Source organism: Methanococcoides sp. DA23 (assembly GCF_057593895.1).
The window spans coordinates 465,127-490,241 of the sequence record NZ_CM172520.1; the positions used below are offsets into that span (position 1 = coordinate 465,127).

32 protein-coding genes and 1 tRNA gene are annotated in these 25,115 nt (G+C 43.7%); 16 read left to right on the forward strand and 17 right to left on the reverse strand.

Features of this window, described 5'->3' with window-relative positions:
* Window positions 1–21: 21 nt before the first annotated feature.
* Window positions 22–312 (forward strand): acylphosphatase, encoded by a 291-nt coding sequence (locus AC20MK_RS02320; RefSeq protein WP_487356400.1) that lies wholly within the window; start codon window positions 22–24, stop codon window positions 310–312.
* 63 nt (window positions 313–375) lie between these two features.
* On the opposite strand, the gene AC20MK_RS02325 is transcribed toward AC20MK_RS02320, so the two are convergent.
* Window positions 376–582, reverse strand: a complete 207-nt coding sequence (locus AC20MK_RS02325) for a hypothetical protein (protein ID WP_487356401.1) — start codon at window positions 580–582, stop codon at window positions 376–378.
* Between the two features lie 143 nt (window positions 583–725).
* Here AC20MK_RS02325 and AC20MK_RS02330 point away from each other — a divergent pair, with 143 nt between their 5' ends.
* Complete coding sequence (locus AC20MK_RS02330; protein ID WP_487356402.1) at window positions 726–1,202, forward strand: toprim domain-containing protein; 477 nt, start codon at window positions 726–728, stop codon at window positions 1,200–1,202.
* 9 nt (window positions 1,203–1,211) lie between these two features.
* Here AC20MK_RS02330 and AC20MK_RS02335 read toward each other — a convergent pair whose 3' ends face one another.
* Together AC20MK_RS02335 and AC20MK_RS02340 are read right to left on the reverse strand one after the other, a co-directional pair.
* The gene (locus AC20MK_RS02335) at window positions 1,212–1,355 is read right to left on the reverse strand and encodes a hypothetical protein (protein ID WP_487356403.1); all 144 of its coding nucleotides are present in this window, start codon (window positions 1,353–1,355) and stop codon (window positions 1,212–1,214) included.
* Window positions 1,356–1,364: 9 nt separating this feature from the next.
* Window positions 1,365–1,502: a hypothetical protein gene (locus AC20MK_RS02340; protein WP_487356404.1), complete on the reverse strand. Its 138-nt coding sequence runs from the start codon at window positions 1,500–1,502 to the stop codon at window positions 1,365–1,367.
* A gap of 349 nt (window positions 1,503–1,851) precedes the next feature.
* Between AC20MK_RS02340 and thiI the strand changes: the two genes are divergently transcribed.
* The gene (gene thiI, locus AC20MK_RS02345; RefSeq protein ID WP_487356405.1) at window positions 1,852–3,027 is read left to right on the forward strand and encodes a tRNA uracil 4-sulfurtransferase ThiI; all 1,176 of its coding nucleotides are present in this window, start codon (window positions 1,852–1,854) and stop codon (window positions 3,025–3,027) included.
* A 60-nt stretch (window positions 3,028–3,087) separates the two neighbouring features.
* Here the strand turns inward: thiI and AC20MK_RS02350 are convergent.
* From AC20MK_RS02350 to AC20MK_RS02375, 6 genes are all read right to left on the reverse strand, one after another.
* A tRNA-Ala gene (locus AC20MK_RS02350) sits at window positions 3,088–3,159 on the reverse strand.
* Between the two features lie 47 nt (window positions 3,160–3,206).
* Window positions 3,207–3,476 carry an elongation factor 1-beta gene (locus tag AC20MK_RS02355; RefSeq protein ID WP_487356406.1) on the reverse strand — a complete coding sequence of 90 codons (270 nt, stop codon included), beginning with the start codon at window positions 3,474–3,476 and terminating at the stop codon, window positions 3,207–3,209.
* 9 nt (window positions 3,477–3,485) lie between these two features.
* Complete coding sequence (locus AC20MK_RS02360) at window positions 3,486–3,650, reverse strand: HVO_2753 family zinc finger protein (RefSeq protein ID WP_011499381.1); 165 nt, start codon at window positions 3,648–3,650, stop codon at window positions 3,486–3,488.
* 104 nt (window positions 3,651–3,754) lie between these two features.
* Complete coding sequence (locus tag AC20MK_RS02365; protein ID WP_487356407.1) at window positions 3,755–4,387, reverse strand: amino acid kinase family protein; 633 nt, start codon at window positions 4,385–4,387, stop codon at window positions 3,755–3,757.
* A gap of 15 nt (window positions 4,388–4,402) precedes the next feature.
* Window positions 4,403–5,380 carry a hydantoinase/oxoprolinase family protein gene (locus AC20MK_RS02370; RefSeq protein ID WP_487356408.1) on the reverse strand — a complete coding sequence of 326 codons (978 nt, stop codon included), beginning with the start codon at window positions 5,378–5,380 and terminating at the stop codon, window positions 4,403–4,405.
* The gene (locus AC20MK_RS02375; RefSeq protein ID WP_487356409.1) at window positions 5,377–6,300 is read right to left on the reverse strand and encodes an ATP-grasp domain-containing protein; all 924 of its coding nucleotides are present in this window, start codon (window positions 6,298–6,300) and stop codon (window positions 5,377–5,379) included. The genes AC20MK_RS02370 and AC20MK_RS02375 overlap by 4 nt, the downstream gene beginning before the upstream one ends.
* A gap of 131 nt (window positions 6,301–6,431) precedes the next feature.
* Here AC20MK_RS02375 and AC20MK_RS02380 point away from each other — a divergent pair, with 131 nt between their 5' ends.
* The 6 genes from AC20MK_RS02380 to AC20MK_RS02405 all read left to right on the forward strand — a co-directional run bounded on the left by AC20MK_RS02380 (window position 6,432) and on the right by AC20MK_RS02405 (window position 13,685).
* Entirely contained in the window at window positions 6,432–6,845 is a 414-nt protein-coding gene (locus tag AC20MK_RS02380) for a heat-shock protein (RefSeq protein WP_172367776.1), read from the forward strand.
* A 151-nt stretch (window positions 6,846–6,996) separates the two neighbouring features.
* Window positions 6,997–7,572, forward strand: a complete 576-nt coding sequence (gene grpE, locus AC20MK_RS02385; RefSeq protein ID WP_487356410.1) for a nucleotide exchange factor GrpE — start codon at window positions 6,997–6,999, stop codon at window positions 7,570–7,572.
* 78 nt (window positions 7,573–7,650) lie between these two features.
* Window positions 7,651–9,513: a molecular chaperone DnaK gene (dnaK, locus tag AC20MK_RS02390; RefSeq protein WP_487356411.1), complete on the forward strand. Its 1,863-nt coding sequence runs from the start codon at window positions 7,651–7,653 to the stop codon at window positions 9,511–9,513.
* Window positions 9,514–9,579: 66 nt separating this feature from the next.
* Window positions 9,580–10,770, forward strand: a complete 1,191-nt coding sequence (gene dnaJ, locus AC20MK_RS02395; protein ID WP_487356412.1) for a molecular chaperone DnaJ — start codon at window positions 9,580–9,582, stop codon at window positions 10,768–10,770.
* 119 nt (window positions 10,771–10,889) lie between these two features.
* On the forward strand, window positions 10,890–12,224 hold the full coding sequence (trkA, locus tag AC20MK_RS02400; protein ID WP_487356413.1) for a Trk system potassium transporter TrkA: 1,335 nt from the start codon (window positions 10,890–10,892) through the stop codon (window positions 12,222–12,224).
* 21 nt (window positions 12,225–12,245) lie between these two features.
* Window positions 12,246–13,685 (forward strand): TrkH family potassium uptake protein, encoded by a 1,440-nt coding sequence (locus AC20MK_RS02405; RefSeq protein ID WP_487357043.1) that lies wholly within the window; start codon window positions 12,246–12,248, stop codon window positions 13,683–13,685.
* A 41-nt stretch (window positions 13,686–13,726) separates the two neighbouring features.
* On the opposite strand, the gene AC20MK_RS02410 is transcribed toward AC20MK_RS02405, so the two are convergent.
* The gene (locus AC20MK_RS02410) at window positions 13,727–14,950 is read right to left on the reverse strand and encodes an NAD(P)/FAD-dependent oxidoreductase (RefSeq protein ID WP_487356414.1); all 1,224 of its coding nucleotides are present in this window, start codon (window positions 14,948–14,950) and stop codon (window positions 13,727–13,729) included.
* Window positions 14,947–15,120 (reverse strand): 4Fe-4S binding protein, encoded by a 174-nt coding sequence (locus AC20MK_RS02415; RefSeq protein WP_011499370.1) that lies wholly within the window; start codon window positions 15,118–15,120, stop codon window positions 14,947–14,949. Before AC20MK_RS02415 ends, AC20MK_RS02410 begins: the two co-directional genes overlap by 4 nt.
* Before the next feature lie 321 nt (window positions 15,121–15,441).
* On the opposite strand from AC20MK_RS02415, the gene cutA reads away from it, so the two are divergent.
* The gene (gene cutA, locus AC20MK_RS02420) at window positions 15,442–15,756 is read left to right on the forward strand and encodes a divalent-cation tolerance protein CutA (RefSeq protein WP_487356415.1); all 315 of its coding nucleotides are present in this window, start codon (window positions 15,442–15,444) and stop codon (window positions 15,754–15,756) included.
* Here the strand turns inward: cutA and cofC are convergent.
* From cofC to AC20MK_RS02450, 6 genes are all read right to left on the reverse strand, one after another.
* Window positions 15,733–16,380 (reverse strand): 2-phospho-L-lactate guanylyltransferase, encoded by a 648-nt coding sequence (gene cofC, locus AC20MK_RS02425; RefSeq protein WP_487357044.1) that lies wholly within the window; start codon window positions 16,378–16,380, stop codon window positions 15,733–15,735. The genes cutA and cofC overlap by 24 nt on opposite strands.
* A gap of 1 nt (window position 16,381) precedes the next feature.
* Window positions 16,382–17,452, reverse strand: coding sequence for a 5-amino-6-(D-ribitylamino)uracil--L-tyrosine 4-hydroxyphenyl transferase CofH (cofH, locus tag AC20MK_RS02430; RefSeq protein ID WP_487356416.1), 1,071 nt, complete (start codon window positions 17,450–17,452; stop codon window positions 16,382–16,384).
* Window positions 17,453–17,454: 2 nt separating this feature from the next.
* Entirely contained in the window at window positions 17,455–18,522 is a 1,068-nt protein-coding gene (cofH, locus tag AC20MK_RS02435; protein ID WP_487356417.1) for a 5-amino-6-(D-ribitylamino)uracil--L-tyrosine 4-hydroxyphenyl transferase CofH, read from the reverse strand.
* Window positions 18,519–19,511: a 7,8-didemethyl-8-hydroxy-5-deazariboflavin synthase CofG gene (gene cofG, locus AC20MK_RS02440; RefSeq protein ID WP_487356418.1), complete on the reverse strand. Its 993-nt coding sequence runs from the start codon at window positions 19,509–19,511 to the stop codon at window positions 18,519–18,521. Before cofG ends, cofH (AC20MK_RS02435) begins: the two co-directional genes overlap by 4 nt.
* A 132-nt stretch (window positions 19,512–19,643) precedes the next feature.
* Window positions 19,644–20,921 (reverse strand): phytoene desaturase family protein, encoded by a 1,278-nt coding sequence (locus AC20MK_RS02445; RefSeq protein ID WP_487356419.1) that lies wholly within the window; start codon window positions 20,919–20,921, stop codon window positions 19,644–19,646.
* A complete protein-coding gene (locus tag AC20MK_RS02450) occupies window positions 20,918–21,079 on the reverse strand; it encodes a 4Fe-4S binding protein (protein WP_487356420.1) in 162 nt (53 codons plus the stop codon). Before AC20MK_RS02450 ends, AC20MK_RS02445 begins: the two co-directional genes overlap by 4 nt.
* 280 nt (window positions 21,080–21,359) lie before the next feature.
* Between AC20MK_RS02450 and AC20MK_RS02455 the strand changes: the two genes are divergently transcribed.
* The 6 genes from AC20MK_RS02455 to fpoD all read left to right on the forward strand — a co-directional run bounded on the left by AC20MK_RS02455 (window position 21,360) and on the right by fpoD (window position 25,111).
* Window positions 21,360–21,779 (forward strand): DUF22 domain-containing protein, encoded by a 420-nt coding sequence (locus AC20MK_RS02455; RefSeq protein WP_487356421.1) that lies wholly within the window; start codon window positions 21,360–21,362, stop codon window positions 21,777–21,779.
* 23 nt (window positions 21,780–21,802) lie between these two features.
* Entirely contained in the window at window positions 21,803–22,309 is a 507-nt protein-coding gene (locus tag AC20MK_RS02460) for a hypothetical protein (RefSeq protein ID WP_487356422.1), read from the forward strand.
* 243 nt (window positions 22,310–22,552) lie between these two features.
* A complete protein-coding gene (gene fpoA, locus AC20MK_RS02465; RefSeq protein WP_487356423.1) occupies window positions 22,553–22,948 on the forward strand; it encodes a F420H2 dehydrogenase subunit FpoA in 396 nt (131 codons plus the stop codon).
* Entirely contained in the window at window positions 22,936–23,490 is a 555-nt protein-coding gene (fpoB, locus tag AC20MK_RS02470; protein ID WP_487356424.1) for a F(420)H(2) dehydrogenase subunit B, read from the forward strand. The genes fpoA and fpoB overlap by 13 nt, the downstream gene beginning before the upstream one ends.
* A gap of 9 nt (window positions 23,491–23,499) precedes the next feature.
* Window positions 23,500–23,976, forward strand: coding sequence for a F420H2 dehydrogenase subunit FpoC (fpoC, locus tag AC20MK_RS02475; RefSeq protein WP_487356425.1), 477 nt, complete (start codon window positions 23,500–23,502; stop codon window positions 23,974–23,976).
* Between the two features lie 10 nt (window positions 23,977–23,986).
* Window positions 23,987–25,111 (forward strand): F420H2 dehydrogenase subunit FpoD, encoded by a 1,125-nt coding sequence (gene fpoD / locus AC20MK_RS02480; RefSeq protein WP_487356426.1) that lies wholly within the window; start codon window positions 23,987–23,989, stop codon window positions 25,109–25,111.
* Window positions 25,112–25,115: the final 4 nt, after the last annotated feature.

Below are 25,115 nucleotides of genomic sequence, written 5' to 3' on the forward strand. Positions count from 1 at the left end.
GGTCTTTCAGGTGTTGGATCTATGACTGCGACAGATGATGTGTCCTGTGCGGAGATATATGTCTCCGGCAGGGTCCAGGGGGTATATTTCAGGGGATTTACCCAGAAGACCGCTATCAGTTTAGGTCTGATCGGATATGCCCAGAATCTCCCGGATGGTCGTGTCAAAGTGGTTGCTCAGGGGAAAAGGTCCGACATTTCAGAACTGTTGGACCATCTACATATTGGTCCTGAGCTATCAAATGTTGAAAGTATTGAAGTTAGCTGGATAGCTCTCTCTGATACTTTCACAGACTTTATTATCAAAAGATGATCGGTTGACCTATGGTCTCCATTGTCAGCGATCTTTATTTTTTCAAAAGGATATGTTCAAAATTTAGTCTTCGCTCTCTTCGAACATCTCATATTCCGTTTCAGCAACCTTTTTTTCAATATCCTCTAATCCCAGGACCTCTTTCAGTTCTATGATACAATCCATGCAAACATGGCTGCGACCTATTATTCTGCCTTCGGGCATGTCGTCGCCATAGTCTCCTTCAACACCTGCTTCCAGGCATTTTTTCCCACAAAATATGCAACTCATTTCTACCACTCCTGATGGTACGATCAATTGTCCCATCCATTATAAGTTTCATGGATCTCTCTATATAATGCTATCGTTCTATGGGAAAGAAATTATGTCAGTTTGGGATGATTATTTAGGGTTGTGTGTGATATTCTATATTAATGTCACAGTATCATCCTGGCAATAGGTCCACTACAATTAAGGGTCATTTGAAAGCTCCTTTTTCTGATTATCAGTGGAGGCTCGAATCTATCGAGGTCATACTTGCTGAGCTGGTGGAATGTTCCGATAATGGGGATATCATTCTGGCTGAAGGAAAGCGTGACATCGTCTCATTGAGGAAACTTGGCATCAATGGTCCTATTGAACTCGTAACTCAGTCTCCTCTGGCCGAGATCTCAGGAAGGGTTGCAGGTAAGAATAAACGAGTTATCGTTCTTACTGATTGGGATCGGAGAGGTAACATCCTTGCTGCGAAGCTTTCTGAGGACCTGGTATATCTCGGTTCAGATGTTGATATGCAGCTACGTGATAAGCTAAGTTCGCTGGTTAAAAAAGAGATCAAGGATGTCGAAAGCCTTTACAATTATGTTATGAAATTAAGAAAAATAGTAACTGGTGACCAGATCGATATCTGATCACTATGTTTAGTCCGATCTTGTGACACTTTCATAACTTGTGTCTATTGACGTCGTACTGCCACATTTTCTGCAGTAGTGCATGAGATTGCCTCCCATCTTCATACGCCTGAGATCTATCTCGCAACGATTGCATTTTAGTGAACCTGTCATAAGATCGCCTTATCCCATTATTGTGATCGAGTCAAGTCTTGCAGTTCCTGCTTTTGTCCAGTATTTACACACCTTGCATACCTGCAAGCTGTTATTTTCTAGATCAAGCTCTGAGTTGCACTTTGGACATTCGTCTAATGTTTTCATTGTATTCCCCCACGGATTAATGATATGTAAGTAATATTGCGTTTTTATATGGCGTAAAAAAGTGTATTGGAAATCCCACTCCTCAACCTCACTCTTTTCTTTTATATGTCTTACAATATTGTTTTCCAATATTGTCTTTTTTCCTTATGGATAACCCTACATAGGGGATTCATCCATATATATAGTTTTCCTTTTTGTTCGATTTGTCCGAAAAATAGGATATTTGATCGGTCAAAAATATGAATATTCGGACAAATCTATTTTTCGGACAAATCGCTTTTAATTTTGAAATTTGCTATCATTTGCCTCTACCAAATAGCTTAAAACCGATGTATGATTACTATGCTCCATGTTCGATGTGGTTATTGTAAGGTATGGAGAACTAGCACTCAAGAGTCCGGGTGTCAGGAATCTCTATGAAAGGATCCTTGTACGGAACCTTGAAGCTATGTTGAGGCAGAAAAACGTATCGTTTTCCAGAGTTCATCGTGAATGGGGTCGTATCTTCATCACTTCCGATGACCCGGAAGCTGCAATAGCAGCCGCGGATGTCTTTGGTGTTGTTTCCACATCTGCAGCTAAGATCATAGATGCTGATGTTGATGAAGCTGCAAAGCTTTGTGCCGATATTGGTGCCGATATCATAAATGAGGGCGAGTCCTTCGGAATTCGTGCACGCCGTGTGGGTAAAGAGGGTCCCTCTTCCACGGACATTGGCAGATTATGCGGGGATGCTGTCTGGACAAGGCTTGAATCCATTGGGAGGTCCCCTAAGGTGGACCTTTCAAATCCTGATCATGCTATTTCTGTTGAAATGAGGCAGAACAAGGCCTATGTTTTCACAGATATTGTCAAAGGCGTGGGCGGTCTTCCACTCGGTAGTCAGGGTACTATGGTCGTTCTAATGTCGGGGGGTATCGATTCTCCGGTTGCAGCATGGCTTATGATGAAGCGTGGTGTGAAGGTCATACCTGTCTATGCGAACAACATTCCTTTTTCTGATGAGAGAGCACTTGAACGTGCGATCAAGGCTGTTGAACTGCTTCAAAAATGGTCTCCTGCAGATCCTATGAAGATGTATGAGGTTCCTCATGGAAAGAACCTTGACGAGTTCATGAAGAAGTGTATTGTGAAGAATACCTGTCTTCTCTGTAAGCGTACAATGTATCGCATGGCATATGAGATCATGAAAAAAGAGAATGCTGATGGTATCATCACAGGTTCATCCATCGGTCAGGTGGCCTCACAGACAGCTGCCAATATGCATGCCGAGGTATATGGTCTGGGAATCCCGCTTTATCATCCTCTCATAGGTCTTGACAAAACCGAAATAATCGATATTGCCAAACGTATCGGTTCCTATGATATTTCGATAATGCCAACTTCAGGCTGTGGTGCTGTTCCTGTTCATCCAGAAGTGAAAGCAGTATTTAGTTCCATTGTCAAAGAAGAAGAAAAAGTGGATATTGAAGCTCTTGTAAATGAATCAGTATCCAACGCAAAAGTGATCCGTATGGGGGATTAATAATCCTCTTATTACTCTTTTTTCATTAAGTTTATTATTTTATTTTAATGATCTCTCTAATGGACTCGACGGGATCTGAACCCGTGGCCTTTACGTTGCGAACGTAACGATCTCCCCCTGATCTACGAGCCCTATGGATAAATAATAAAAAGAGAAATAAAAAAATAAAAAATTTAGAATTAAACAGGTCTTCCTAATTCGGTGACCTGTACGCTCTCTACACCAGGAACTGCTGCAAAAGCTTCTTCTACTGGCTCTGTGCCGCCTTCGAGGTCGCCAACAAGAACTACTATTTTGAGTGCTTTCAAACCAAATGCTACAGGTTCTATCTCTGAGCCGAATACAGATGCGCCTTCTGGTAATGCTGCTTCAAGCCTGATCTTAAGGTCATCCAGGTCGGTATCTACACCTTCTGGCATGATCTTCATTGTTGCTGCTACTTCACCCATTATGATTCCTCAGGGTCCTACAAATCCGCATTTTGGACATGTGTAAGGGTTGCTCTGTTGTCTGCACTTGGTACATCTTCCAAGTTCGGTTTCGCATGTTGGGCAAGGGAGTCTTGTGAACCCTTTCTCAACAAGGTGAATTCCGCATGATGTGCATTGTTCAACTTTTGCCATATTATAAATCTCCTTTTTAATTTAGTAAATTGTATGATGCTGGAACGAAACGTTTTGTGTCGCTGTAAGCTATTAACGGTTTCTGTACATACGTGGTATATAATTTAAATATTCCCCTTGATGTAAGTTCCTATGACCTTTTTCCCTTCAATGGCTGCAACCACTCTCTCCGGATGATCTCCATTTACGATCATGCAGTCCATGCCGTGCTTTATCAGCATGGTCGACAACATCCGGTCGGCACATGTTTCTCCCATTTGCTCAAGTTCTCTTAAGGTCATCTCCTCTATCATTTTCCCATCATTGAAGATCCCATCGACATCGGTGGCTTTGACAAGTCTTGCATCCATCCTTTGCGCCACCCATGCGGCAATGGTGTCTGAGGTAACATCCCAGGAATGGGGTAGTTCATCCGTATCTTTCAAAAGCCTGTATGGGAGCAGAATTGATACCTTCTCTTTGACATTTTTGGTATCCTCGATGGTTGGTATCCCTGTCATATCTTCGAGGAGATGTGCATATTGTTCCATTGCTGCTATGGCCATCCAGTGAGATGCTTTTTCCGTTATTGAATACTCTTCGGATATCCTGCGTATATTATCTGCAAAGATGCCACCGCCGGGTACGATGATCACTTGCATGTCTCCTTCGGTTCCAGCAAAGTTGTCATATATAGCTTTTATGAGCTCTGCTGAGCTGTCTATCAGACTTCCTCCAAGTTTAAGGACGACCTTCATGAGCAATTTCCATTATCATTCGTTCTTTTCCTTATCCATCGATCTGGCCGCAGCATATGCGGGAAATACCTTTGATATATCCTTGCCCCATTTGTCCGCAGTTGAGAAACAGTCATATCCAAGCCTTTTTGCAGCCTCTTCTATCATGAACTCTCCCAAACCTGCCGATACTATGATATCAAGGTCATTCTTTTGCGCAACTGTGGATATTGAATTGCATAGCAGTTCTATCTGTCTTTCCTTAACGTTCTTTGCTAGTCTGTATATATCATCTTCTGATATTTCGGTAAGGTCTGCACAGACCACACGCGCAAGTCTTCTCATGCAGTCGATCATGTTCTTGCCTGCACCGTCTGCCGTCTCGCATGTATAGAGCCCTTTATCGATATCTCCAAGAAGCATATATGCATCTGCGGTATTTGCAAAGAGCTCAGATGATACTCTGCATGTGCCCACATCAAGTTCCACGGTTTCAAGCAATGCTGCAAGGTTAGTGCGCAATGTGCCTGCATAGAACAGTTCATCTCTGAGCAATCTTGAAAAATCAGTGTGTCCTGCAACATGTTTTCCGTTCTTGATGGGTATAACATCACTGGTGGTGCTGCCCACGTCCACAAAAATGCAATCTCCTACCTCTTCTCCTATCAGGCGGGCAGATGCAGCCCAGTTTGCAGCGGCAAGTTCTCTGCTGCTTTGTGTACTTTCCTGAAAATGGCCGGTATTGTTGACGTATCTCACTTCACAGTCGAAGGCGTTGTTCACTGCGTCCATTATGAAATTGATACCTTCCTCCTTGTCGACAAAACAGTCTGCCAGCTCTCCTGTCATGACAACGGCCAATCCGTCGGGTCGAAGTCGATCTGCCAGTTCCTTAAGCGCAGATGGGAGGGTTGTGTCTTTCCAGAGTGGAATGTAGAGCAATTCTGTGATCTCGCCATCACTTGATGCAACTTTGGTGTTTGCTCCGCCGATGTCTATTCCTATATATCTCATCTCAGTTCCTCTTTGGTGAATGAATATTCTCCGTTTATCTTTATTTCTGGCAGTGTTTCTCCCATGCCGTTCTTGAGGAGAAGTTCTGCTATCTCTTTGTCCATTATCTTTGTAATGCCCACAAGGGATGTTGTAGGTCTTGGATTGACATCTATTATGTATGGTCTGTCCCCAAGTATTATGTCCACGCCTATGTATCCATTGCAGCCTAATGCTCTTGTAGCTTTCATTGCTACATCATATAGCTCTTGTTCCCTACCTGTTATGTATGGGGTTGTACAGCCGCAATAGTCTATTTTGGAAGCATCCTTTGTGGGGTCTATCTCCATTCTCTGTGCGTTCACTGTGAGGGGGAGCTGTTCTTTTCCGCAGATCAGGCTAACACTTAGATGTTCGCCTTTGATAAATTCGGTCGCAATATGGCTGCTTTTAATATCTGGTCGGTGGCAAACAAAAGTATCTTCAGAGGCACAACCATATCTGGGCTTTGTTACCCAGCATCCTTCCATTGGTATCCTTTGTCCGGATGCATATGTTCTGGGGACTGCAAGCCCTGCATTTTCGAGCATTCTGGTACACTCAAGTTTATCTGAGCAGATGGATACTGCATCCGGGGAACAACCAAGGTTCAGTGTATTATCTTCAATTATTGCTGTAAGTCCCGGAAGGACCTCTTCGGGGGCTATCACTAGTCCGGCATCACATTCTTTGGCGTATTTCCTTATCGTTGATTCGATATCTTCTTCGGATGATCCTACTGGTTTTCCATATTCAATGGTCGTATCGGACGTTGTGTATATAACTTCATGCCCGAGACGCGAAAAGCTGGATGCCAGGGTGGATAGCATTGCTCTTCCTTCCAGGAGGTAGGTGCCGCTCATCCCTGTGCTGACAGCATATTCAGAAAGGAGTATTTTCATATAAGCTGAGATTATATCATCTTATTTGTTATTTACTGTGATTTTATTCCATATTCGATCCTTTTAAGGCAATATTCTTAACAATTAATATATATAGCAGCAATACAATCACTGAACGAGGGATGTAAAGGATGGATGTAGATATTTCAGATAATCCTTTTGTACAAGCACTAGCAGTTTCAGGCACATTGTCTTTATTCATGATAGGCATGGCCTTGGGTGTAATGAACATTTTCGCGACCGGTAAGAGTCCTATGCCATCTTCAATGATATTACTGATCTTTGCTGTATTGTTCATTGTAGGTTCTGTCTTCTTTGAAATGAGGGGTGCCGATCAGGTCGGTGCACTTATTGGCGGGTGTGTGGTCTCATTTGCAGCTACGATCTCCATTTTTTCATTCTTTGGAGGCGTTGAACTTGTGCGAACTGGTGGGCTTGAGGCACTGGGTTGGGATAAGATGGTCTCCGCACTTGCGTTGTGTATGATCGCCAGTATGTTGCTTGTCAAATTATTATCTTATAAGATGCAAACCGATTATGCCTGATCATATCTGATCAGAGCCTCTTCGGTGCTTGTTTTTTTGTCTAACTTATTTAGTGTCATGCATTCTTTCTAACCGCAACTTATTTATAGAACATCAAACAATCCCACGTTGTTAATTATACCGCTCACAAATTATGGCGGAGTCGTGAGAAATGACAGGTAAATTTGGAAAGAAATCTAAATCTGAGAAGAAGTCCGATCCTTGTACTTGCTGTGCAGATGAGAACACAGAATGCTCAAAGGAAAATGCTCCTGAAAGCACAGAGGACCTGCAAACTTCCTGTGATTCTCAGATCGCTGAACTAAATGAACAAATAATGCGCCAGAGGGCAGAATTTGAGAATTTCAGAAATCGAAGCCTGCGGGAAAAAGAAGAATTTCGAAAATTTGCTCTTGAAAAAATAATGGTGGAGTTGCTTGAGGTACGTGACAACTTTGAGCGTGCTCTCGAATCTGCTAAAAAGGCAGATGATGTGAAGTCCATTATAGATGGCGTTGAAATGGTGTTCAAGCAATTCACATCTATCCTCGAAAAAGAAGGTCTTAAGATGATAGATTGTGAGGGCAAGGAATTTGATCCCCATCTTCATGAGGCTATGATGCATGTGCAGACCACTGAGCATGCTGACAACCATGTTGTTGATGTCTGCAAAGCTGGTTATGAGCTAAACTCAAAGGTCATCCGTCATGCGATGGTCACAGTTGCACAGAATCCGGATGAGGAATGAACGTTTCGTATCGTTTACGAAAGAACTAACTATACTACCGTTAATCTGATTTTAATCAAATATAAGTGAGGTATTATTATGGGAAAGATATTAGGTATTGACCTTGGAACTACTAATTCATGTATGGCTGTGATCGAAGGTGGTAAACCTACTGTAATTCCAAATGCTGAAGGTGGAAGGACAACTCCATCAGTGGTTGGTTTTTCAAAGAAGGGAGACAAGCTTGTAGGTCAGGTAGCAAAAAGACAGATGATAGCTAACCCTGGGAACAGTGTAAGTTCTATCAAACGTCATATCGGTGAAGGTGACTATAATGTCAATCTCAACGGTAAGGATTACACTCCGCAGGAAGTTTCCGCTATGATCCTGAGGAAGCTCAAGGAAGACGCTGAGGCTTACCTCGGTGAGACCATCACTCAGACAGTTATCACTGTGCCTGCATATTTCAATGATTCTCAGAGGCAGGCTACCAAAGATGCAGGACAGATCGCAGGTCTTGAGGTCCTAAGGATCATCAATGAGCCTACTGCAGCATCTCTTGCATATGGTCTCGACAAAGAGGAAGGCGATCACAAGATCCTCGTTTACGATCTCGGGGGAGGTACCTTCGATGTATCCATCCTTGAATTGGGCGATGGCATATTCGAAGTACTTTCCACAAGCGGTGATACTCACCTTGGTGGAGATGATTTCGATCAGAGGATCTCAGAGTTCCTTGTTGAGGAATTCAAGAAGGCTGAAGGTATAGATCTGTCAAATGACAAGGCTGCTCTCCAGCGTCTCAGTGATGCTGCAGAGAAGGCAAAGATCGAACTTTCCGGTGTTGCTTCTACAAACGTGAACCTTCCGTTCATTACCGCAGATTCCAATGGTCAGCCAAAACATATCGATATTGACATCACAAGGGCTCAGTTCGAGAAGATGACCGAAGACCTTGTTGGTAAGACCCTCGAATCAATGAAGATGGCTCTTAGTGATGCGAAATTGACCACAAAGGACATTGACCGTGTACTTCTGATCGGCGGTTCCACAAGGATCCCTGCAGTATATGATCTTGTCAAGAACTTCATTGGAAAGGACCCGTACAAGAACATCAATCCTGATGAGGCAGTTGCAGTAGGTGCAGCTATTCAGGCAGGCGTACTCTCTGGAGAGGTCCACGATGTTCTCCTTCTCGATGTCACACCATTGACAATGGGTATAGAAACCCTTGGAGGGGTTGCAACACCACTTATCGAGAGGAATACCACTATTCCTGTTAAGAAGAGCCAGATATTCTCAACTGCGGCAGATAGCCAGCCATCTGTGGAGATCCATATCCTGCAGGGTGAGCGTGGTGTCGCATCTGCGAACAAGACCCTCGGTCGCTTTGTGCTTGATGGCATACCACCTGCTCCAAGGGGAATGCCACAGATCGAAGTAACATTCGATATCGATTCCAATGGTATCCTTCATGTCAATGCAAAGGACCTCGGTACCGGCAAGGAACAGTCCATCTCCATACAGAAGCCAGGTGGATTGTCCGATGAGGAGATCGACCAGATGATCAAGGACGCAGAACTGCACGCTGAGGAAGATAAGGCACGCAAGGAAGAGGTCGAGATCAGGAACAATGCTGATTCTCTTGTCAATGCTGCTGAAAAGACTGTTAAGGAAGCTGGGGACGTTGCAACCGATGAGCAGAAAGAGCAGATCGAAGCTGCGGTAGCTGAGCTGAAAACTGCCCTTGAAGGGGAAGACCTCGAGGCTATCAAGAGCAAGACCGAAGCACTTCAGGAAGCTGTCTATAAGGTTTCCGCTGCAATGTACGAGAAAGCTCAGAAAGAGGCTGGTGCTGGTGCTGAAGCTTCTGAAGATGCAAGTGGTCCTTCATCAGCTGGTTCTGCATCAGATGATAATGTCGTTGATGCGGACTATGAAGTCGTTGACGAAGACAAATAAATACCTGAGGGCAATATGTGCAGATGATTTCCATCTGCACTTTTATTTACCTTTAAAGGAGTTCTAATGTCGACCACGCGAGATTATTATGAAATACTTGGTGTATCGAAAGATGCATCTGATACTGAGTTGAAAAAAGCTTACCGCAAACTTGCAATGAAATTTCATCCTGACAAGAACAAAGAAGCGGATGCTGAAGAGAAGTTCAAAGAGATCTCCGAAGCTTATGCCGTCCTTTCAGATGCTGAGAAGAAAGCGCAGTATGATCGTTTCGGACATGCGGGTATCGATGGTCGATACAGTACTGAAGACATCTTTAGAAATACTGATTTTGGTGATTTTGGTGACCTCGGCGATATCTTTGGCAGTATCTTCGGAGGCGGTGGCGGCTTCGGCGGTTTTGGTGGCGGAGGACGCCGCAGGCAGGGGCCTACAAGGGGCTCGGACCTGAGGTATGACCTTGGCGTAACACTGGAACAGGCTGCTTTCGGGGAAAAGGTACAGATAAATGTCCCACGCGCAGAGAATTGTGAAACATGTGGGGGCACCGGTGCAAAGGAAGGCACGAGTCCTAAAACATGTGCCACATGCCGTGGCAGTGGCCAGGTAACCCATGCAAGAAGAACACCGCTTGGCAACTTCATGACCACAACCACTTGTGATGTTTGTCATGGAAAAGGTCAGGTCATTGAATCTCCCTGTCCTGTCTGTAGAGGTTCAGGCAAGCAAAAGAAAGTGCGCAAGATGGGTGTCTCAATTCCAAAGGGTGCTGATACAGGTCTGCGCCTGAAGATGTCTGGAGAAGGTGAAGCTGGCAGCCCCGGTGCACCACCAGGTGATCTCTATATTGTCATCCATGTCAAGCAACACGATAAGTTCGAGCGTGTTGGGGATGATATTGTCTATGGAATCCCAATATCATTCTCACAGGCAGCCCTGGGCACTGAGATAAATGTGCCGACCCTTCACGGAAAAGTGAAGATGAAGATCAAAGCTGGCACTCAGACGCATTCAATATTACGCCTGAAGGGTAAAGGCATGCCTCATCTTCACGGGCATGGTCAGGGTGACCAGCTTGTCAGGGTCACCGTTGAAACACCTACGAACCTTACAGGTAAACAAAAAGAGCTACTTGAAGAATTCGAGAGGATCAGTAACGGTGATCATAAGGGTTCTAAAGGAAAAGGTTTCTTTGATAAGGTTAAGGATGCATTTGAGAGTTCCATCTCTGATAATTCATCTGGCACTGTCGATTAAGGCATGTGCCTAAATATTTTTCTTTTTCACTCTTTTATTTTTGTAGTAACCTTTAACACAGATATGTTTCATTAACCATTCTTTATAATTTCAATTATTTTCACAGGGCTGTGTGATTTATGAAGATCATTATCGTAGGTGCTGGAGAAGTAGGATTTCATATTGCAAGTTCTCTCTATCTGAACAATGATGTTGTTGTCATTGATATTGATGAGGATGCATGTGCGAGAGCTGATGAACTGGATGTACAGGTGATCCAGGGTAATGGTGCGAATGTTTCTATTCTTGAACATTTGATTAACGATGCTGATCTCCTTGTTGCCGTAACGGGTTCAGATGAACTGAACATTGTTACCTGTACGACTGCCAAGCTGATATCTCCTTTACACAAACAGCTCAAGACAATGGCGAGGGTAACGAATCCTGATTATATCGATAGGCCAGTTGCAACGCGCACTCAGGTAGGTATCGATGTCATGATCTGTCCTGAGCTTGCTTTGGCTTCTGAGGTCGCTGAGATCCTTTCTATGCCTTCTGCAATAGATGCTGAGGTGTTTGCAGATGGAAAGGTCAAGATGATGGAATTCGTTGTATCGGATGAAAGCGATCTTGTTGACAAAAAAATGAAAGACCTTGATCTTTCTGAATGTTGTATCGTGAGTGCACTCTATAGAGAATCAAATATTATCATTCCACATGGTGACGATGTCATTCACAAAGGTGACCATGTTGTTGTAATCGGCAAATCCGATGCAATGATGGACATTGGTAACCTCTTTGCCGGACATGCGGACAGTGTGAAGCGAGTTCTTATTATTGGTGGTGGGACCGTTGGTTTCTATCTTGCAAAGCTTCTGGAAAAAAGCAACACGAGTATCAAGATAATTGAAAAGAATCTGGATAGATGTGAAGCTATTGCAGATCTTCTTCCAAAAGTTCTTGTACTGAAAGGAAATGGGACCGACATACATCTTCTAAAAGAAGAGGGTGTTCAGGATATGGATGTTGTGATCTCCGTTACTGACAGTGATGAGAAAAATCTGTTATGCGCTCTTCTGTCCAAGCAACTTGGTGCAAAGAAGGTTGTTGTAAGGGCCGACCATCTTGATTATGTGCCATTGTTCGAACTGGTGGGCGTGGACCGTGCGGTAAGTCCAAGGGAAGCTACTATCAATGAAGTTCTAAAATTGACGATGGGTACTGGTATTGAAGCATTGACAATGATCGAAGGTGAAAAGGCCGAGATCATAGAGTATATTGCATCCAGTACCTCCAAGGTAACCGGTAAACCTTTGAAGAACGTACAGTTCCCTGAAGGTGCTCTGGTATGTATGGTGGTGCATAAAGGGGATACATTCGTTCCCCGTGGTAATTATATCATTAAAGAAGGGGACCGTGTCCTTGTCTTCTTATTACCTTCTGTACATCAAAAAGTTGAACGTTTGTTCAAGTAAAATCGGAAGGTCTATATTTTGATAAACTATAGAGTAGTATTTAACGTATTAGGTTCTCTTCTTTGTTTTCTTGGTCCCTTGATGCTGATACCTCTGGTAGTGGCATTATATTACGGCGAGTCGCCCTATCCTTTTGCAGTATCATTCGCAGTGACGACAGTTGTTGGTTCTATGCTTTCTTTTAGGTTCCTATCCACCGGTGAGGATGAATGGGAAAAAAGAGAAGGTTTTGCCATAGTTGCATTTGGATGGTTTGCAGCTGCTTTATTTGGTTCCATACCTTACATGTTCGATGGGGTAACTCCTCTTAATGCCCTGTTCGAATCCATGTCTGGCTTCACAACCACTGGGGCAACGGTCTTCGTGGATATCGAAAGCCATTCGAGAAGCCTGTTGTTCTGGAGAAGTATGACGCAGTGGATAGGTGGGATGGGTATCATTATGTTGTTCATTGCCATTCTTCCGAAATTAGGTGTTGCTGGCCGACAGATGTTCCGCGCAGAAGCCCCTGGTCCAAAAGAAGATCAGCTCAAGCCGAGGATAAGGGAGACCGCAAAGATATTGTGGGCGGTCTATGTCTCGATATCTGTACTTGAACTTATACTGTTGCTTGCAGCAGGGATGTCATTCTATGATGCTTGCACACATACGTTCACCACAATGGCGTGTGGTGGTTTTTCTACATATGCTGATAGTGTTGCTGCTTTTGACAGTCCTTTGATAGAAGGTATAATCACATTGTTCATGTTCATAGCAGGTGCAAACTTTGCTTTGCATTACAAGACCCTATATTCTGACAAAAAAAGTCTCCTAAAAGACAACGAATTCAAGTTCTATTTTGTGATCGTGGCTATTGCAACCATCCTTTTGACTGGCATCCTTCTGAGGGATAATTATGATACGATACCCACAGCGTTCAGGTATGCGGTATTTCAGGTGCTGTCCATTCTGACCACGACCGGGTATGCAACTGCTGATTTTAATCTATGGTCTGATTCAGGAAAGGTCATATTGCTGGCTATAATGTTCATCGGTGGATGTGCCGGTTCGACTGCGGGGGGAATTAAGGTCGTCAGGGTTCTGATATTACTGAAATATGCCCGCCGTGAACTTTTTAAGGCAATTCATCCTAAGGCTATAAGACCTGTTAAGTTCAATGGAAAAAGTGTGCCTGGGGACATTATGCATGCGATAATTTCCTTTGTTGTCATCTATTTAATTATCTTTTTACTCAGTTCTACAATTCTTGCAATTCTTGGCATGGACCTTACAAGTTCCATAACTGCGTCTATTGCAACATTGGGTAATATTGGTCCGGGTTTCAATCTGGTAGGGCCAATGGCAAACTTCAGCACGGTTCCTGCGATAGGTAAACTTGTCCTTATTGCCAATATGTGGGTCGGAAGGTTGGAAGTATTCACTGTTATAGTGATGCTGACGCCTGAGTTCTGGAAACGGTGAAAAAGAGATTGCTTCATCCTTGGATGAAGCGAAAAGATGCTTTATTCTGCTTTGTACTTGAAATCAATGTCGTTCTTTATGAAATCTTTGAATATTCCTCTGAGGTCCCAGAGAAGCTTCTTATTTGCCTTGAACAAGGCCTTCAAAAGGTCCAGAAGGCTCATGCTTGTGAAATTGATATCTTTAAGGGAGTATGCAAGGGAATTAAGGTCTTCGTCAGTGAATTTGACAAAAGTCTCTTTGACAATGAGGCTATTGTCTATCTCTTTTCCGATCGTTTTTCTCCAGAGTTCTTCATATTCCTGAAGTGTATCTGTGGAACAATCTCCATTTCTGATCGCTTTGGCAGCTATCTCTCCGGCCATCTTGCCTGCATCCATGGCATTGATGATCCCGCCACCTGTTATCGGGTCTGACTGGCGTGCAGCATCTCCTACAAGCATAAGTCCATTGGCTATCGTTCTATCGATGGTTCCGCAAACAGGTACGCCTCCGATGACCATCTCGATTATCTTAGCATCAGGCATGTTCTTTTCCATAAAGTCATTGAGGAGGTCTATGGCCCTGTCCTTTCCGGATTTGCTACCTAGTATGCCTATTCCGACATTTGCTTTGTTGCCGCCTTTGGGGAACATCCATACATAACCGGCAGGTGCTATCTCATTTCCGAGATAGAAATAGCAGAATTCCTGGTCAATGTTGGCATTGCTCACAAGATACTGAGCACAGGTTTCCATGTCGGATGGTTTTACTGATGTATCAATACCTGCCCAACGTCCGACCTTTGATTCCATTCCGTCTGCGCCAATAACTATCTTTGACCGCACTTCATGCATTTTTCCCAAATGCATTAGCTTTATTCCGCAGACAGTATCATTTTCGATGATCAGGTCCGTTGCTCTTGTCTTGACCATAATTTCAGCGCCAGCCAATGCACTTTCGTTAGCAAGTGCTCTGTCAAAGATCTTCCTTTCGAGTACATAACCCACTTCCCCGCCGGACATCTCCTCTGCCATTTCGACCTTTGTTCCGTCCGGTGATATGATACATGATCCTTTTACGTCTGCACATATCCATCGTGGATCTGGTTCAATATGTTGTTTTAAATGAAATTTACCTACGCCTTCAGCGCATCTGACTGGATCGCCGATCTCCTGTCTTTTTTCTATCATCAATACGTCGAGCCCTTCCTTTGCTGCGGTTTTTGCAGCAATGGATCCTCCCGGGCCTGCGCCAACGACGATGACATCGTAGTGGTCTTTCATCTGTTCACCTCGATGGCTCCGAGCGGGCATATCTTCTGACAGATGCCACATCCAGTACATTTATTGTCTACTTCTATCCATGTCTCGACAAGTTCCAGAGCTCCCGTTGGACATACCCCTACACATGCACCGCAGTATCCACATATATATTTATTTACACTGATGCTCATTGATTATCACCGAATAGTTCAGATGTGTTGCTATCATTATTACTTCCATTATAATATATGTTTCGTGGCATCCATTTTTCATAATGGTGACATTTATATGCTAGTACTTATAAGACGCTAAAAATAGTGGACAAGTTTTCTCTTTTAGGACAATAATACTAATATCAGTTATTTCAGAATATATATTTTGTTCATATTGTATGTGGCTTTTGGCAATATTGCGGAGAATATTGCTAATAGTGCCGTACAAAACAGCTTATACTATTTTCTTATGATGGACTTAACGACATTTTATATGTTCTGACAACAGTCCTTCTTTATATGCAACATATCATGGTCTACGTTACTGCGGGAAGTATGGATGAAGCTCGAATGTTGGGAAAAGAACTGGTGTCAAGGAATCTTGCAGCATGTGCTAACTTTCATCGCATCGATTCTGTCTACCGATGGGGTGGGAAGGTCGTTGAAGGTCAGGAAGTTGCAGTCGTGCTAAAAACCATCTCTGAAAGATTTGATGAACTAAAAGAAACGGTAAGGTTGCTACATAGCTATGAGCTTCCATGTATCGTCTGCTGGGATATCTCCGGGGATGAGGAGTATTTGCAGTGGATCTCAGATGAAACTGGAAAGCTTTGATAAGGGTGAGATCTTCACTCTTCCTTTTCCTGTCTCAGAACCGAACCGTTTCTCTGCGTATTCCTTTGCCTTTCCTTTTCCGTGAAGCATGAGCTCGACAATATCGTGGGGTTCATCGATATCGGTACTTGCAAGGAATGAGTCGAATATGTGCATGCTCTTGTCGAGATCTTCAGTGATCTCACAATGGCTTGTGAAACTGCAATCGTGATATTTTACAGTGAACTCGTTCGGATGGCGTATGAAAAGGATGTTAGTTCCTCCGCCTTTTCCCGGAACGATGACCACATCCTCTGAAACTGATGTTATCCTTCTGATATGGTCCCCTGTCACAAGGGGCAGGTCAGCCATGATTATCAATACGGGTTCGCTGGCATTTTGCAAGTATTCATTTATAGACCTGTTCAGTCCGGGTTCCGTGATAATGAGTTCTCCCTTGAACTCTTTGGGAATTCCTTTCTTTGATGTGGTGAGGATGTCTATGGTTGCTATTCCTGCATCATTAAGTGCTTTAATGACATCTTTTAGCATAAGCTCTACGAACTCTTCCCTCTCTTCCTTTGAGAGGACGGGGGATAATCTTGATTTTGCATTCTCGTTCTTATAAGGAATGACAGCTCTCATATTATATTTCCTCATATAATGCATTCCTTCGCATCGGTTTGCGGCCTGCACTTGTGATGATCCATTCAAGCTCTTCCGGTGATAGATATTCCCCGTTCGCTCCTCCTGAGGCTAGGGTGATCTGGTCTTCCATGAGCGTGCCGCCCATATCGTTCGCACCACAGGACAAGGCTACATGTGCAAGCTTCTTTCCAAGCTTGACCCAGCATGCCTGAAGGTTATCCACATGCTTGTTGAGCAGTATCCTTGAAATGGCTATCAGCTTGAGGTCTTCCATTCCGGTTGTCATGAACTTCCCTGAACGTAGCATCTCCTCTCCAACTCTATTGTTGTAGGGCATGAAGGGCATGGTTATCAGTTCGGTGAATGCACCTGTCTCTTCCTGAATGCTACGTATTGTCAGTATGTGGTCGAACCTTTCTTCCCAGGTCTCCACGTGACCGTACATTATGGTGGCATTTGTGCGCAGACCTACTCTGTGGGACGCTTTGATGGTCTCTATCCACTGGTCCGTTGTTATCTTATCCTCACAGATGATCTTTCGTACACGGTCCACAAGTATCTCTGCGGATGTCCCGGTAAGCGTGCCCAGCCCGTTCATTTTCAGTTCGGTTAAGGCATCCTCGATGGGTGTTTTTGATAGGGATGAAGCATAGTGGATCTCCATGGGGGAGAATCCATGTATGGTCATATTCGGGTAGTTGATGTGTATGCTCTTCACAATGTCATTATAGAATTTAAGGTCCAGCTGTGGAAGATAACCTCCCTGGATGCAGATCTCCACGGCACCGGCCTTTTCTGCCTGGTCGACCTGCTCAAGTATCTCTTCAATGGTCAGTATGTACCCTTTTTCTTCCCTGAAACCACAGAATCCGCAGTGTCCCTTGCACATGTTGGTGATGTAGATGTTTCTGTTGGTGACATAGGTCACTGTATCTCCAACAGCTTCCTTACGCAGGTTGTCTGCTAGTGTGTAAAGTTCGAAGGGATTTACATCCAGGAGTGCAATTGCATCTTCCTTTGTAGCGGTTCCCTTGCTGGCCCGTTCAATGATATCTTCAGGAATGGTCATTATCATATGCTCCTGTAAAGTGTGTCTCTCTGGACTGGTGTCCTTTCGGTGGCTTTTATGATCCATTCCAGTTCTTCTACTGAGATGACTTCCCCGCTGGATGCTCCTGCTGATCGTGAAATACTTTCTTCCATGAGCGTTCCTCCCATGTCGTTCGCACCACAGGACAGGGCCATTTGTGCAAGCTTCTTTCCAAGTTTTACCCAGCTTGTCTGTATGTTGTCGATGTGTGTATTGAGCAATATGCGTGCAATGGCATAGACCTTGAGGTCGTCTATACCGGTGTTCATGAATCGTCCTTCTTCCAGCATTTTCTCGCCTATGGGGTTATTGTAAGGCATGAAAGATAGAGGTACGAACTCGGAGAAGCCGCCTGTCTCTTTTTGTATTTCCCTGATGGTGAGGATGTGATCGATCCTATCCTCCCACGTATCCACATGTCCATACATCATTGTTGCAGTGGTCTGAATTCCTATGTTGTGGGCAAGGGTCACAGTGTCTACCCATTCCTGCCTTGTTAACTTGTCCGGGCAGATTATCTTTCTTACTTTGTCCACAAGGATTTCTGCAGCGGTTCCGGGCATTGTGTTCAATCCGTTATCCTTGAGCTTTTTCAGTGTTTCCTCCACTGAAAGACCACTGGCCCTTGCAGCATGATTGATCTCCATTGGGGAGAAGCAGTGGGTGTGGAGGTGTGGATATTCGGACTTTACCGCTCTGAGAATATCTATGTAGAGGTCTATATCTGCATTAGGTAACAATCCACCCTGGATACAGACTTCGGTCGCACCGGAAACATGGGCTTCCTTTATCTTTTCCTTTATCTGGTCAATGGAAAGCAGATATCGTTTTTTATCTTTGAATGCACAGAAACCACATGTTCCGACGCATATGTCTGTGAAATTGATGTTGCGGTTGATGATGTACGTAACGTCATCTCCAACGGTTTCATCTCTGATCTGGTCTGCAAGTGCGAACAGTTCAAAGGGTTTTATTTTCAATAGGTTAAGAGCGTCTTCTTTGGTAGTAGTACCCTGATATGCTCTCTCTAAGATATCCTCGGGGATCATTGCTGTTTCCTCTTAAATCCGTTTTTATCAGTAAGTGTCCCTAACAGGTCGGAAAGGTTGCTGCTGTACCATCCTTTCTTTATGTGCTGGGGGTATATGGGCAATCTTTCTCTGAGTTCTATTTCTTTTGTCATCCTTTGAAGCTCGATGACATCCGGCCACTCAGCTTCCGGATTTATCCAGTCAATGGTTGTGGGGGATACTCCTCCAAGGTCAGATGCGCCTGCTTTTATCAATATATATGGATCGATAAGGTTTGGTGCGACCTGGACTGCAACATCATCCGGTAGTATTTCCCTTGCAATGGAAACGGTTTCTATCATTTCTTCCTTTGATGGTGGGGCATGGTCTGCCATTGGGGTGTCAGGTTTTGGCATGAAGTTCTGTATGATGACTTCCTGTATGTGTCCGAATTCCCTGTGGATGTCCGCAATGACATTGAGTGAACGTTTGCGGTCAGCCTTTGTTTCCCCGATGCCCACCAGTATGCCTGTGGTGAATGGTATCTGTAACTTTCCGGCGGTCCTTATCATCTCTATGCGCTTAGATGGCGCTTTTCCAGGGGATTCGAAATGTGCTTTCAGTTCTGCGGTGGTTTCCAGCATAAGGCCCATGCTTATGTTCAAAGGCTTTAATATCTCGAGCTCTTGCCGGGTCAGGATACCGGCATTGGTATGCGGCAGAAGTCCTATTTCGATGGCAAGTTTGCAAAGATCGGCAACATACTCAACAGTACTGGAATATCCAAGCTTTTCAAGCTCCGTTAAATATTCCGGAACTTCTTCAGCGTATTCTCCAAAAACAAAAAGGGCTTCAGTACATCCTGCCTTTTCTCCTTTTTCAAGGATCGGCCTGATCTCCGACATGTTCATTAGGCGGGCTTCAGGATGTCCGGCATCGCGCCTAAAGGTGCAGTAGCCGCAACGGTTCCTGCAAATATTGGTAACAGGAATGAAAACATTGCGCGAGAATGTCACAAATTCGGGCATAATTGGTCAATGAATGAAGGATTTAGTACATAAGCTTAATTGAAGGTTTAAACTGATGGGTTTTTGTTATGTAATAAATAATATTCTTGAAAATTTCTGAAAAGAAAAATAAAAAAGGAATTGGCGAAATGATCAATTTCCTTCGCCTAAAATGATGTTCATTGTATTCTTGACGCCAAGGGCGACCCCTTCTACCTCGATCCCACCTTTGCCCTTTGCACCATCTCCGACCACATACAGTCCTTCTATTGGGGTCGTATTGCCAATATCGGTTCCTGATGATGACCTGTTGACTGGCCAGCCTCCGTAATATGATTGTGCAAGAATGATCTCGTAGTCCTTGTTCGGGAATATCCTTTCGAGGTCCGCTATCCCCATGTCGATCTCTTCTTCAAGGTAAGGTATCCTGTCCCATTGGACCGTCTGGTGTGCCATGACCAGATGTTTTCCCGGGGGTGCGAGGTTTGGGTCGATGTTAGTGACCTCATTGATTCCATTGACCCTTTTTGCCGATGGCGTGAAAAGCACTCCTCCATGGCCTATGAGCGGTTCATTGGCAGCAAGACAGATCTTCACTCCGGCGGAGGGCTTTATCTTTCTTATCTTGTCAAGATATTGTTCATATTGGGGTGTAGTGGGTGCATCCTTACAGAGGTCATTTGTAAATGGATGTCCAATATTGCTGATGACGATGTCTGCCATATGCCTTTGTCCATCGATCAGCACGCCAACGGCTTTACCGTCTTCCACCAATATCTCTGTGACCTCTGTCTTTGTGTCGATGCTTCCACCGTTCTTCCTTACAACGTCTGCGAGCGCATCTGTGACTGCTTTACAGCCGCCAATAGGAACTCCCGGTCCTCCGTGCCTATAGAGGTTCTCGAATATCTCAAAGGCCTCTTCCACGGGGGTATCTTCTGCTTTCAGGCTCAGGGCCCAACCACAGAATGAGTCTGCCATCTGATGAGCAATGGGCATGTTGAGGTTCTTTGTTATCCATTCTCCAAAAGAGCAGTTCTTAGGTGACCATTTTCTGGTCGAAATTAATAATAATGCAAGTTTTATGCGATTCCATGTTGAAAAGGTCGAACCGAACTTCCCAAATGGGACGTCCTTGTATATTCCCTTCTCAAGGTCTTCATGTATTCTCAGGAATGCGGTGTCATCCTGTCTTTCAATGATGACATCGGCATCTACCTCTTTGATCAACTGTGCCAGTGGCCCGGTTGGTCCATGGGGCAGCATGTGAAGGGCACCGGTTGTCAATTGGTAACCGTTGATGTTGAAGTTCGTGAACCTTCCTCCTATCATTGCGAGGCGTTCGAACACTTCCACTTCATAGCCCGTTCCGGATAGCTTGGCTGCGCTGAGCAAACCTCCCAGTCCTGCTCCGATAACGATCGCTTTCATTCATCTGCCTCAATCGCTTTCATGGGGCAATATGCTGCACATACGCCACAATTTACACATGCATCGGTGATGTGTGCCTTACTTTTTACGATGATCGCATCTATTTTGCAAAATGCTGTACATTGGCCGCATCCAACACAGTTGTCGTTGATCTTCATGAATCTTCCTCGAGTTGGAGTTCTTTTAGTTCCTTAATAGTAAAAGTATTTTGTTCTAATTTACGGAAGTGTGATACAATATTTTGATGTTGTCTTATGTGTGTCCTTTAACATAAGCAATGTATTAATACTGATGCGTCCTATCTTTATTGTACTATCATGTGTGGTCGTATAGTTTTTTTGTTGGTATGTTTTGTATTTAGCAATGTACTCTAATTATCATTATCAATAATGACAATCCTTTTATAGTAATATGTCAGATTATACTTTGGTGATATACATGTCCACGGAAAATATCCAAGTAGTAGCTCGTAAAGACGGTGAAATGGTTTCGAAGAAGTTCAAGGCTGCTCCTTATGAATTTACTATCGCTACCCGCGCAAAGTGGAAGATGGTAATATCTGATGAGGATCTGGAACTTCGTGCTGGCGAATATAAGAAGATCGCAATTAAGGAAGTCACATTGGATGCTGACACACTTGCAATTCCATGTGCGTTCACTTATCATGCAATTGCTTCCGTTCTGAAGGTCTCTTCAAAGGAAGGGAATTGTCTCGTTGAAAGTCCGCGTACCATCAATTATGCTTATGTATTCGGACAGGAGACCGGAAAGGTCAGGGCAGGGGACCTGCTTGGTGTACTGAATGTCTTCCCTATCATGTTCACAAGGGAAGCTATGAAACCTGTGCTTGTAAAATGAACTGATCCAAAGGGGGCTTTTAAATGGAAAAATGCGTGATCTGTGGGGATGATCAGGATTTCAAGCAATATGAGGGCTATAATATCTGTACTGCATGTGCCGATATCATGGAAGATGTAATGGGCGAGTATTTCATGAAAACGGTGAGTGATGCTACAAAACCGAAGGCGCATGAAGGTTATCTGCATTATCTTGATAGCACTACTCGATATGTGAGTGATTACAAGAAGATAAGCTCTAAATCACACAAGTATACTGTAGATGCTTCTGAACGCGCAGATGATGCTCTTCATGAGAGTAAGACGCCTTCAAAGCAGCGTTACTTTGAACGAATGCATGAGGTGCTTGATTGGCTTGAGAAGACGCCACAGTTCTACCATTATTATTTCAAGGAATATTACACTTGTCCGAGCTGTAGCTCCTCTATCTTTGATAAGTATGAAACTGAAGAAGTGGGCGAGTGGCTTGTGATAACTTGTTCCAATTGTGGCGAAATGGTCAAGAAGTATTACTCCCCAAAGCTGATCTGATATTTGTAAAGCAGGTACATCCTGCTTTCTTTGACTTTTTTAAATTTTACCTATTCGTAATTTCACCCCTTATAAAAATTCTAACTGTGCATTTTTGTCATATATTCTACACGAAATTCCGTACACCTATTGTATTTTTTGTCTGTTGATATTTAGTCCTCTTTTGTTATGAATGTGTGTTTTTTGGAAATAGTTATATAGAGAATACTATATCTACGATTATTAATCTTCAGGTGATTCATCATGTCAGTAATAATCGATAGTAGCAGTATTATCAATAGTTACATTCCGGTTGCTGTGTTTCTTGTTGTTTCGCTTCTGATGCCTCCGGCAACGATGGCTATGGTTAAGTTGGTAAGCCCCAGAAGCAAATCACCTAACAAATACACGACCTATGAATGTGGTTCAGATCCGTTAGGAGATGCACGAATACAGTTTAATGTTGAGTATTATCTTTATGCGATAGCATTTGTTTTGTTCGATATCGAAGTTCTTTTCCTGTACCCATGGGCAATGATCTATCAGGGTAACTCTGTCGATATGGTAACAGCGATCGTTGAGATGCTGATCTTCATTTTTGTTCTGTTGTTCGGATATGCATACTTATGGAAGAAGGGTGCTCTTAAATGGATGAATTAAACGATAACGAAACAGTAGAGAATCAGGAGGAGTACGTGGAAGAGATACCCGGTGTTATTACCACCACTTCCATGGCTATCACTGACTTCTTGAAAAAGACAAAAGCTCAGGACGTAATTAACTGGGGTAGGAAGAACTCTTTGTGGTTCCTGACTCAGCCAATGGGTTGCTGTGGTGTGGAAATGATCGCTACAGGTTGTGCACACTATGATACTGACAGGTTCGGTATCATCCCACGTAATTCCCCAAGGGCTGCAGATGTCATGATCATTAGTGGATATGTGACAAGGAAATACCTTCCTGCACTTAATAAGCTCTGGGAACAGATGGCTGCGCCAAAGTGGGTGATTTGCATGGGTGACTGCTCCATTAGTGGTGGTCCTTTCTATGAATCTTACAGCACAGTGCAGAACATCGATAAAATGTTCCCTATAGATGTTTTTATTCCAGGATGTCCACCAAGGCCGGAAGCCCTGCTTCAGGGATTCATTGAGCTTCAGAAGAAGATCATGGCCAAGAAGGACCATGGGACAGATTATTGAGGTGATCGCATGGATGCAAAAACCATTATTGATTCATTGGTTAATAAGTTCCAGGATTCCCTCGTGGATGCAAAAGTAGATTCTGATATCAGGGTCTCTGCTTACCTGGAACCGGAAAAGATCGTGGAAGTCTGCCAGTACATGAAAGATGAACTTTTATTTGACCATCTCTCAAGCGAGACTGCTGTAGATTATCCTAAAAGGAACGAGATCGTGGTTGTCTATCATATTGGTTCATATGACCATTCTGTTCTAATGACCATCAAAGTTAAGCTTCCTCGTGATGCTCCTGAGATCGAGTCTATTGTTCCTGTTTATTGGAATGCAAATTGGTATGAAAGAGAAACATACGAACTGTTCGGTGTTAAATTTAACAATCACCCCAACCTCAAACCTCTGGTCCTTCCAGATGAATTGATGGGAGATTGGCCTTTGAGAAAGGATTACGAAGGTTTCCCGAACAGAACTGCCAGAAATTTGGTGTGAGGGTATAAATATGGATGAAACAGTTGGCCCATCAGAAATGATCGTTCACCTTGGACCTCAACATCCGATGCAACCAGGACCATTCAGGTTAAACCTTAAACTTAAAGGTGAGACCGTGGTCGATGGTAATATCGAGTTGGGATTTATTCACAAGGGCATTGAAAAGATCTTAGAAAACAAAACGTACCTTCAAGGCATACCTATCGTTGACAGGATCTGTTATCTTACAGCAATGACAAACGAAGAAGCTTATGTCGGTGCTGTTGAAAAACTTGCAGATATTGAAGTTCCTGAAAAATCCCAGTATATCAGGGTTATTGTTGAAGAACTGTCAAGATTACAGAGCCACCTTCTTGGAATGGGTGAGTTCGGTGAGTTCATTGGTTTCGTATCAATGTTCATGTATACTATCAAGGAAAGGGAAGATATTCTCTCTTTGATGGACATGGTGACAGGAGCACGTATCACACACACATTCCTCAGGTTTGGCGGTGTGCGTGACGATCTTCCTGAAGGATTCAAGGAAAAATCTGCTGTAGTATTTGCAAGTCTCAGGGAACAGATAGCCGATTATGAAAGGTTGTTCAACCATGATGAGATCTACAAGTTACGTTGTTTCGGTGTTGGTGTTCTTGATTCAAAGACCGCAAGAGATCTTGGGGTATCAGGACCAGCACTTCGTGCAACAGGTGTTCCTTTCGATATAAGGAAAGATGAACCTTATCTTGTTTACAAGGACCTTGATTTCAAAGTATGTACAGCTACTGACGGTGACATCGCAGCCCGTATCAATGTAAGGCTCGAAGAAATGCTAGAGGCAATGTACATAATCGAACAATGTCTTGACCAGATGCCAAGCGGCCCTCTCTTCTATGAGGATTCATTATACGGTGTAAGAACACCTGTGATGAGAGTTCCTGAAGGAGACGTTTTCCACAGGGTAGAAGATCCACGTGGAGAAATGGGATTCTATATGGTATCAGATGGTTCTGACAAACCATATCGTGTAAAGATAAGGGGACCGGTATATCCAACAATGCAGGCATTGCCTCCACTGATAAAAGGCACTACTATTGCCGATGTGGCTGCAATTGCAGGTAGTATGGACGGATGTACGAGTGAGGCGGACAGGTGATCAT